The organism is Acinetobacter sp. LMB-5 (assembly GCF_001541635.1).
In the GTDB taxonomy this organism is placed as follows: Bacteria; Pseudomonadota; Gammaproteobacteria; order Pseudomonadales; family Moraxellaceae; genus Acinetobacter; species Acinetobacter pittii.
This window is the reverse complement of sequence record NZ_LRDR01000021.1, coordinates 1-8,443: the sequence shown is the minus strand read 5'-3', so window position 1 is coordinate 8,443 and position 8,443 is coordinate 1. Positions and strand designations below refer to the sequence as shown.

The following is an 8,443-nucleotide window of genomic DNA, read 5'->3' as shown; positions in this document are numbered from 1 at the left end:
TTTAATATTAGGTCACTCTCGCATTGACATATACGTATATGTCACTTATAGTATGTGTAGTTATTGTTTTAGTTTTTTGTCACCTTGGAGGTGTTAGCTATGAGTAAGTGTCCTTTAGGTTATTCTAATATATTGGCATGGGTGGTTAAGGAGTACCACCGAATTGGTGCGTTCAAAATGTCAACGTCAAAGAAAAATGAACGAATGCAAAAGGTAGCAATTCAAGCCGTATCGAACTTATGGGTTAAAGTGGCTGACACTAAGCCAGTAAAGGAGGTTGATAAGTATCATGAGCCAAAAGACGAGCACGTAACAGCGACGACTCATAATAGATATTTAACACGCTTACGCCGTGACTTAGAAGAAGCAGGATTGTTTGATTATGATTTCGAATCCAATATTGAAGCACTAATTGACGAGTATCCAAAAAGAAAGGATAGCTTAGAAAAATTAAAAACTAGCACCTACAAACAGGCTGATAAAGCTAGAAATGAATTAGTGAAATCTCTAAAAGCCTCACTGAAAAAGTCGAAGCGTGAAGCAACAGTAAACGAACTAAAAACACTAATAGAAAAATTATCCACGTTAAGTATTGAACATATTTTGTACGTTGAGCTATCGCGCACCAAGAAAGAAAAGCGCGATATGAACCACCGTGAAAGCGACCGCAAAGCCAAGTACCAAAAGAGACCGCGCAAATTTTCGGGGCTAGATATGATAGAGACAATTTACCGTCTTATTAAGACCGATAAGCCAGAGAATTTAGCTATTGCTTGCGCTATGGCTTGTGGTCGTCGTTGCGCGGAGGTTCTGCACTTTGCTCAGTTAGATAAATTCAATGATACAAGGTTGACCTTTACAGGGATGCGAAAGTCAAAAGTAAAGGCAACTGAAACCTTTAAAATACCTGTAATCATAGAGCCAGAGTTATTCCTTGAGGCATTAAATAAGTTAAGGGATAGTGACTTCATCGCGCCTACAGTTCGACGATTAAAGCGAGAGAAACTACATGAGGCGGAGCTGGCTAGGCGCCTAAATGGTCTTGTGTCCGGTCGATTGAATGAGCGTATTAACTCGGAGTTCAACAGGGGCATTCCAGAGGATAAGCACATCAAATGGACATTCAAAGACACTCGCGCAATATACGCCCGCTTATCGTATGCAATCTATTGTGCAAACATGAAAAAGGCGAGCAAGGAGCCAGTACAAGAAATCGAGTATTTCAAAAACACGCTATTGCACACAGACCATAATGAAACGCTTAACTATCTCCAGTTCCGCCTGACTGATGCGGAGGTGCTAACCGCCTATAACATCAAGAAAGCAAAAAAAGCAGCGGATGAACTGGAGTTCGTACCCCAACAAGACCTAATCCGCCCCCTACTAAAAAACAAGGTAGTACAAGAGAACGGAACAATGGCGCGCGTGGTTCCTATGCTGGTGGAGTGGCTGACAAAGAATGGTGAACAAAATATAGATACCAGCTTCCTGCGTAATCAATTCGGAGGTAACAGAACCGCACTAACCGCCTTGCTTGGCTTAATCAGAGACGCACAAGCGCACGAACCGCGCCTAGTCGTCAAAGAGGTCAAGAAATCCACCAAGAAGATGATCACCAAACGCATAGAAGTAACCACGGTTTACACGTTCACCAAGCGCGAAATGGTAGAGGTTCAGCTCAAAGAGGGGGCAACAGATGATCAATGGCAAACAGCACTAGATAACGCAGCCGAGAACGCAAGCGAATACTCATATGACTCCTTCAGTGTTTACGATGCAGACGAAATGGAAACGGACTGGGAACTGGATGATGAATGGACGGATGAACTCGACGATTCAGACGAATAAACCAAGGTAAACCACAAACAAATAAGAAAGGTTTACATGTGGTTAAAATGTATACTGCGCCTAATTTTAAGTGAGATTTACTGGGATTAAGTGAGATTTACTGGGATGCACCGCATAGCGTTTTGTTTGTGGTGCATTTTTAGTATGCCTAAAGTGCACCGTTAAAAACCGCCTTTAAACGCACTTAAAACCACCTCAAAAGTGCACTTAATGCACCAAATGCGAAAGACTATTTAAAGTGCACCAGTACATTAAATCCCAAAAACATAGACGTTCATCGGTAGCTGGAGATAACCACCTTATGGACATTAGCCCAAATGCGATAAGGGGGAGTCATGAGAACTATCAAGGTGCACGAGGGGTGCGAAATTTTACACCCTACCGGAGCGAGGGAAATTTCATCTTTCTTTGCTAGTCGCGGTTTCACTTCAATTTCAGGCTTGGAGCTTATCGACCTGATAAACAGCGCATCAGAGATGCAGCTATCACCCATTGACATTTCATTCATCAAAAACCAGTGGAATGAAAAGTTCGACTCTAGCGTAAACGAACAAGTATCTATATCGACGGTTAGCGAGTGGCTATATTCGAGGTCTAATTATGAAATCTACAGTTAAGTTACTTCCATTGAGAAGCATCTGTAAAAGTGGAGCTACCACCCGAAAGGCGGTAGTCATGGATTGCATGTTTCCTGCGTTTAAACTGCATCAATGGGTTGTACTATGCAAGATTAAACCAACCAATAGCTAACCGCCCACCAAGGCACATCAAAAGCCACTAGCTCGTGCTGGTGGCTTTTTTGTTTCCGTGAAACGAAATTGATTTAAATCAAATAACATAGAACGCCATGTAAGCCCCTCTAAGCGCTTTTAGCACATCTAAAAGACAAACCACACAAGCAACACTTTAAAACCTCACAGCGAGCCGGACGATTGCGAGAATCGCCCAACCTAACGCGAATACGGGTCTAACATCCCGAAGGGATAGGAGGAGTTGCGAAGCGACGACGGAAGCACCAAGCCCCTGATGAAGTTTAACCGTGGCACGTAGCGGAGGGGGCGCGGTTAGCCTAAGACGGTGTTGATTCGATTGCGCCATTCCCTTTCCTGCTAGACGGGGGTGTCGGGGGCTTGCCCCTGACAGGTCACCGGAACGCACAGCGTGAGCTTTTGTCCGTGTGCTTTGCTGGAGGACTTAAAGCGACTTACTACCACTTACTACCTTTTTGCATTAACTTACTACCTTGTTTTATAGTTTAAGTTATTGTTTATATATATATTTATTTGTTAGGTAGTAAGAGTAGTAAGAGTAGTAAGGATGTTTTTATATTCCCGTGTAAATTTTTATTTTTGTGTGAATGTCAGTAAAACATGCAAAATTTTTTTATGTGCAGATAAAACCGTTTATTCTTCTTACTACCATTACTACCCTTACTACTACTGATGTAACTAATTGATATGCAAAAAAAAAGCGCGTAGTAAGTACGCGCTAAAAGGTAGTAAGAGTAGTAATTTTTCTATGCAATATTGATTATGTAGTAGTTACTATTCTTTCCGTTGACTTTCTTCTGACATTGATAACTATCCTTTTTGAGCATGGATTCGGTAGTCACGAGTAAGTCAGCTTCATACAATGCTTTGGCAGTTTTCTTTGTGTCGAAGCCTACGCACATCTTTTTGAAGCCTGCACCATTCACATAGTACGTAGTAACCCCGTTCAGCGTTTCTACAAATCCGTATTGCTCACGCTGAATGTCCATAGGTTTCTCATTGTCACCAAGCCCTAGCCTTGCGAAGTGCAAGTGACCTTTAAGGTCAAGGAAGTCTTTGACCGCCTGTATTGCTTTCTCTTTTTCCGTGGACTTGTTACCGCCACGAGTAGGGAGAACGCATTCATGCCACCAGCGCGACACCTGATTGAATGGCTCTTGCACATCCCATTCAATCAGTCCGGCTTTAATGGCAATTTCTAGGGAGACGATCACCGCGCTTATGTTTTTGGCCATGCGCTTAATTTGGCTATCTGAACCATCGGGGGTTAATGCATCCGCATGTTGCCCTATGCGTTTCTTAATGGCTGCTATCTTCTCGATGTTACCGCCTACGCTATCGGCTAAATGCTTGATGTACTCCATCCCTAAAGCCCCTGAGCTTTGAGGCGAGTAGTTATCGCCTGCAATGCCTGTCACCGTCTCAATGTATTGAGCAAACTCTTCTGGTGAACTGAATCCGTGTAGTTCATCAAAACACCCATATTTAAAACAGTCAGAAACGCCTTGAATAAAGCGAACACCTAAGCCACCAGTAAGGAGTAAATCAGCCTTACCTAAATAGTCGTCTAGTGATAGTTCACCCGTCGATAGCGCGTTAAGGTTAAATTTGCGTATGCGCTGGGGCGAGCCGTCCTTGTTCGCTCGCTGCCTGCCCTGACCGTTCCCTAGCATGTAGGTAGTCTGAAAGGCATCTTTAACGGTGGCTTGTCCTAGTTCGTCTAAGGTAGTGCCTATATGGTTTCTCGATTCAAACTCACTTTCCTTAGCGTTATCCGTTCCTTTCCATGACCCTTTAGTCATGCCAAATACTGAACAGTTAACGCCTACGGATAGAGTCTTACCTTTCGAGCTTTCACCTATCAGGTGAAACACTGACCCGTTAAGACCAATAAGACCAATAAGAGGAGAAGACAAGGCAACGCCTACCCCTAACACTAGTGTGGGGTTGTTTTTGCAGTATTTGCCTATCTTGTCATTCCAGTCTTTGATTGACCCTTTAACTACTGGTGGCTGGTGGTGTGAGGATGTGGCTTGAAAAACGACTTCCTCACTCCCTAAGACGTAATCAGGGAACACGAACGAACCGCCCGTAGTCCAGCCTGTTTTCTCCGTGTGGAGCACTTGCTTTTCAGGTATAGAGTTTTGCAGTAGCTCCATGAACAGGCGTTTACCTGTAGCATCATGAGGTAAGAACGGAATGCGCTGACGCTGCAATGACTCCGCTATTGCCTTGAAGTCTTGAGCAAGGATTGATTGAGGATAAGACCACTTAGCCACTTTACCGCCACGAGTCACCCATTCCACCAGCAAGCCCCCCTCGCGTTCATCTTCGCTGTAGGTAATAGCTGTAACCGCTAATGCACTGCATACGGGGGTTTCAATTTTCTTTTCCATACCATCCGCTAGCATCTTCCATTCAATGTGGTTCACTCGCTGCGCTTGTCGGTTGTACTCGTAATCTTGAGGCAAGCTTGCGATCACTCGATTGATGAATGACTCCACCTCTCGCGTGAGTTTCGGCTCTTCAAGCATCTTCTCTACATGCTCTAACCTTGCGTTTTTGCTTGAGGCTTTATTCGCTTTCTCAAGCTCTTTTAAACGTTTATCGAGTTCAGCTATCACCTTTGTTCTAACCGTTTGTGATAGTTCACTCCACGGCTTGGCTGGTGGTATGCCTAACTTGACCTCGTGAGCGTCTAGCCACTGGTCAGCAAGCTGGTGTTTTGGCTTGTCATTACTACGGGCTGACTCGATAGGGATTGCGTTATCGCTCATGTTGCCCCCCCACATGTGTGTGCTGGCGAGCTATACGAAGTAGCCCCACCAGATAGGGAGTAAAACAATCCTGGTATGTGTTATTTGTGCGCTTCATATAGCCACCTTTGAACATTAGAAAACCTATCCACCAGCTAAATAACTGGTGAACCATTGTTAATACCGGTTCTAATGATTAGGTGAAGTTCAGGAAGCGATTAGAGCATATGGGGACGCCACGCAGTCGCCTGTCATTCCATAGCGTTATATGGTGGTCTAAATGGCTTTTGAATAGCGTTTCAAGCCAGATTGAAATCAGGGTGAATAGTGGAGGTATAGCCATTGACTCGAAGCCGTTTATATTGGCTGTCTGGCTGTTTATGTCTTTCATCTCGCGCTTGCGTTCGATAGGCGATAGCCCTCGCAAGATGATCACCAAGTTTGCACCTAGTATGCGGTTTGATAGTTCGGGATAATTTGCCTCTGGGACATAGAAGCCAGATTGAAGCAATCGCAGCCTTGACAGCGTGCTGGTGGCTGCATTCTGTTTTGCTTGGTAGGCTTGCTTTACTTTCAAGGCAGTGACTAAAACCTTGTGAAAGGCTCTAAGGAAGTAGTCTCTATCGTCGAACTCGAAAAACTGATAAGCATCATATTCTTGGATAGACTTACCAAATAGCGTCATATACGTAACAGGGTGGTCATAACCATAGGCATCCACATAGCAAACTGAATTTTGATGCCATGCCCTTTGATTGATGGGTAAATCCTCGTTTTTTTTCACTTTGATTCATTCCTTAAATTTGACTTTCGGAGCGCTTCTAATCAAAATGAACACTGCCAAGCGTTCTTTGATATGGGTTTGATTAGAAGCATTCCTATTACATCAAGAATACACTAGAAGCCCTGCTCATTGAGTGGGGCTTTGTCTTTTCTGGCTATCTTGTTACTCACTTTAAACCACAAAGTAAGCTTTGATAACCAAGGCGATAACGCCTAGTAGAACGCCCCACGAGAGCCGTTCTGTTACCTGCATTCTGCTGTTCAATGCATTAACCTTGCTGTCTAGTTCAAAAAGCACCCTATCCACGCTGGTCATTTATGCAGCCTTTTGTGCTAATTGACTTTCAAGCCATTCAGGGGCTATATCAGCACCGTTGTACCACTCGATAGAATAACCATCCAGATAGTATTGTTCGCCTTTATCTTCATTAAGCACTTGCTTAAATTCATCGAACTTTTCCGCCAGTGGGGCGAAGTTTACTAGACCGCTAGTATTGTTTGACAGCTCGATATAATAGAGCAGTTCCTTGATGTATACGCACTCTGTTACTTTAACCATTACTTAATTGCTCCCATTCACTGTGTAGGCGGTCTTTGTTTGTCTTCCACCACTCCAGTATTAGCTTGTGCACTTTAGGGGGTAGACGACCACTCAAACACTCACAATCTTTAATCGAAAAGCTGGCTTCATCGCCTTGATACATGGCGTGAAAGTGTGGAGGGTTGTGGTCTTGGAAGTACATTTTAAATTTTATCCCCCTCCATAACTCGATCAATGGCATGTTATGCAGCCTTGTGGTTACTTTCACAAAGGCGGTCAGCTTCTTCTTTGCACACCATCTTGATCCATGTGGACAAAGGCAAGCCTTTTTTGTCAGCCGCTTTTTGTAGTCTTTTACGTAAGTCGTCATTAAGCCTAATTTGTAACGGGTGGTTTTTTGTTGACATTGCATTGTCCCTACGTTAATTTACTTCTGTCCCTACATTGTAGGCAAAATAAAACCCCTTTGCAAGCCATCACACACACAAAGGGGCTATGTCCACTCACTAACCTAGGAGCCAGTCAATGAACGCTCAAATGATACGCCAGAATTACGGTGTGAAGCAAATCACCCTACACGCTATGACATGGAGCGAGTTTTCTCGCCTTGTAGAATCTCTCGATGCAGCGCGTTACCCTCAATTAGAGGGGGCAAAATCATGATCACCGATAAAGCGATTAAAGACCATTTCACCACCGATAACTCATTAGTCGAATCCTGCAAAGTCACCCTTGAAGTTCTGACCTACCTTATAGGAACCTGTGACCATTTAGACGCGCTTGGAGGTTCTGATATAAGCCTTGCTCTATCCTTTCCTCAAGACATGTTAAAAGCCATTGAGCAATCCAAAACCACCAGCCAGTCAATGAACCACAATCAATAAGGTGCTGACCATGAAATTAAGAATTGAAAGCAATATGCTGCTTACCGATAACCAATTAATGCTTGCTGATAGCGTTTACGCTGTGTCGATGCGTAAGGCGGTTATTTGCATCTATGAGGGCACTAACCCCACCTTGATTGATTGCGTTTATGTAGAGCAAGCCAAGGCGCTATTTGAGGAGTTAAAGGGGTTCATGAACTATAACAATCAAGTGGTGCTAGATTATGGTCACGCGCTTGTCTCTCGTGACCAGATAACTGGCGTTAAACGAGTCAAGAATAGCCTGTTTTTTAATAACTGCTATAGCTCCTTTAATGTAGATTTCCAGTCCTCTGGTGAGGCTACACGCCAGTTAGACGACATTGTTAATTCGTTTCGTTCTGAACTTATCTGTGAACGATAAAACCAATCGAAGACCGTAACCGCAAAGAAGCCACCAGCACATGCTAGTGGCTTTTTCATTGCTCGCAATACCTACCTATACATTTAGCCATTTCTGACGCGCTGCGCTTGTCTGACACGCTCATAATCTACATGCAAGCATATAGCATTATGAACGCGTCTTACCTTATAACTGCTTATCCCGTAATTTAACCCCCTTAAAGACAGCGTAACACACTGATTATTAAGCAAGGTGCAATTGCGTATACATATCAAGTTTTGCACTGTGTCACCCTGTAGTCACGAAAATCTTACTTTTTTACACCCTGTGTCACCCTGTTTTTTGCTTGCCTTCTGGGGTGTTTTGCTGGTGGATTTTCGCCTGTTTAAAGCCTTTTCTCTGATTTATTGTGTCAAGTCATGTAGGGTGACATGGATGTATGCGCCACAAATTATCACGTGACATAAATATATATCATT

General features: G+C 43.6%; 9 protein-coding genes. 4 read left to right on the top strand and 5 right to left on the bottom strand.

What is annotated here, in order from left to right:
* Positions 1–99: 99 nt before the first annotated feature.
* Positions 100–1,848 (top strand): protelomerase family protein, encoded by a 1,749-nt coding sequence (locus tag AW165_RS18230; RefSeq protein ID WP_060466665.1) that lies wholly within the window; start codon positions 100–102, stop codon positions 1,846–1,848.
* 1,516 nt (positions 1,849–3,364) lie between these two features.
* On the opposite strand, the gene AW165_RS18220 is transcribed toward AW165_RS18230, so the two are convergent.
* The 5 genes from AW165_RS18220 to AW165_RS20205 all read right to left on the bottom strand — a co-directional run bounded on the left by AW165_RS18220 (position 3,365) and on the right by AW165_RS20205 (position 7,105).
* A complete protein-coding gene (locus AW165_RS18220; protein WP_060466663.1) occupies positions 3,365–5,395 on the bottom strand; it encodes a DUF927 domain-containing protein in 2,031 nt (676 codons plus the stop codon).
* A 175-nt stretch (positions 5,396–5,570) separates the two neighbouring features.
* Entirely contained in the window at positions 5,571–6,158 is a 588-nt protein-coding gene (locus AW165_RS18215) for a hypothetical protein (protein WP_060466662.1), read from the bottom strand.
* Positions 6,159–6,473: 315 nt separating this feature from the next.
* Positions 6,474–6,716: a DUF2442 domain-containing protein gene (locus AW165_RS18210; RefSeq protein WP_060466661.1), complete on the bottom strand. Its 243-nt coding sequence runs from the start codon at positions 6,714–6,716 to the stop codon at positions 6,474–6,476.
* The gene (locus AW165_RS20310; RefSeq protein WP_060466660.1) at positions 6,709–6,939 is read right to left on the bottom strand and encodes a DUF4160 domain-containing protein; all 231 of its coding nucleotides are present in this window, start codon (positions 6,937–6,939) and stop codon (positions 6,709–6,711) included. Before AW165_RS20310 ends, AW165_RS18210 begins: the two co-directional genes overlap by 8 nt.
* A 1-nt stretch (position 6,940) precedes the next feature.
* Entirely contained in the window at positions 6,941–7,105 is a 165-nt protein-coding gene (locus AW165_RS20205; protein WP_228138764.1) for a hypothetical protein, read from the bottom strand.
* Positions 7,106–7,223: 118 nt separating this feature from the next.
* On the opposite strand from AW165_RS20205, the gene AW165_RS19695 reads away from it, so the two are divergent.
* The 3 genes from AW165_RS19695 to AW165_RS18195 are packed head-to-tail and all read left to right on the top strand — an operon-like array spanning position 7,224 to position 7,985.
* Entirely contained in the window at positions 7,224–7,361 is a 138-nt protein-coding gene (locus tag AW165_RS19695) for a hypothetical protein (RefSeq protein WP_155859649.1), read from the top strand.
* Positions 7,358–7,582, top strand: coding sequence for a hypothetical protein (locus AW165_RS18200; RefSeq protein ID WP_060466659.1), 225 nt, complete (start codon positions 7,358–7,360; stop codon positions 7,580–7,582). Before AW165_RS19695 ends, AW165_RS18200 begins: the two co-directional genes overlap by 4 nt.
* 10 nt (positions 7,583–7,592) lie before the next feature.
* Positions 7,593–7,985, top strand: coding sequence for a hypothetical protein (locus AW165_RS18195; protein ID WP_060466658.1), 393 nt, complete (start codon positions 7,593–7,595; stop codon positions 7,983–7,985).
* Positions 7,986–8,443 lie beyond the last annotated feature (458 nt).

Bases quoted from the DNA above. Each gene is read 5' to 3' on its own strand.
- AW165_RS20205 (WP_228138764.1), bottom strand. From the start codon at position 7,105: ATGTCAACAAAAAACCACCCGTTACAAATTAGGCTTAATGACGACTTA.
- AW165_RS18230 (WP_060466665.1), top strand. From the start codon at position 100: ATGAGTAAGTGTCCTTTAGGTTATTCTAATATATTGGCATGGGTGGTT.
- AW165_RS18195 (WP_060466658.1), top strand. From the start codon at position 7,593: ATGAAATTAAGAATTGAAAGCAATATGCTGCTTACCGATAACCAATTA.
- AW165_RS20310 (WP_060466660.1), bottom strand. From the start codon at position 6,939: ATGCCATTGATCGAGTTATGGAGGGGGATAAAATTTAAAATGTACTTC.
- AW165_RS18200 (WP_060466659.1), top strand. From the start codon at position 7,358: ATGATCACCGATAAAGCGATTAAAGACCATTTCACCACCGATAACTCA.
- AW165_RS18220 (WP_060466663.1), bottom strand. From the start codon at position 5,395: ATGAGCGATAACGCAATCCCTATCGAGTCAGCCCGTAGTAATGACAAG.
- AW165_RS19695 (WP_155859649.1), top strand. From the start codon at position 7,224: ATGAACGCTCAAATGATACGCCAGAATTACGGTGTGAAGCAAATCACC.
- AW165_RS18210 (WP_060466661.1), bottom strand. From the start codon at position 6,716: ATGGTTAAAGTAACAGAGTGCGTATACATCAAGGAACTGCTCTATTAT.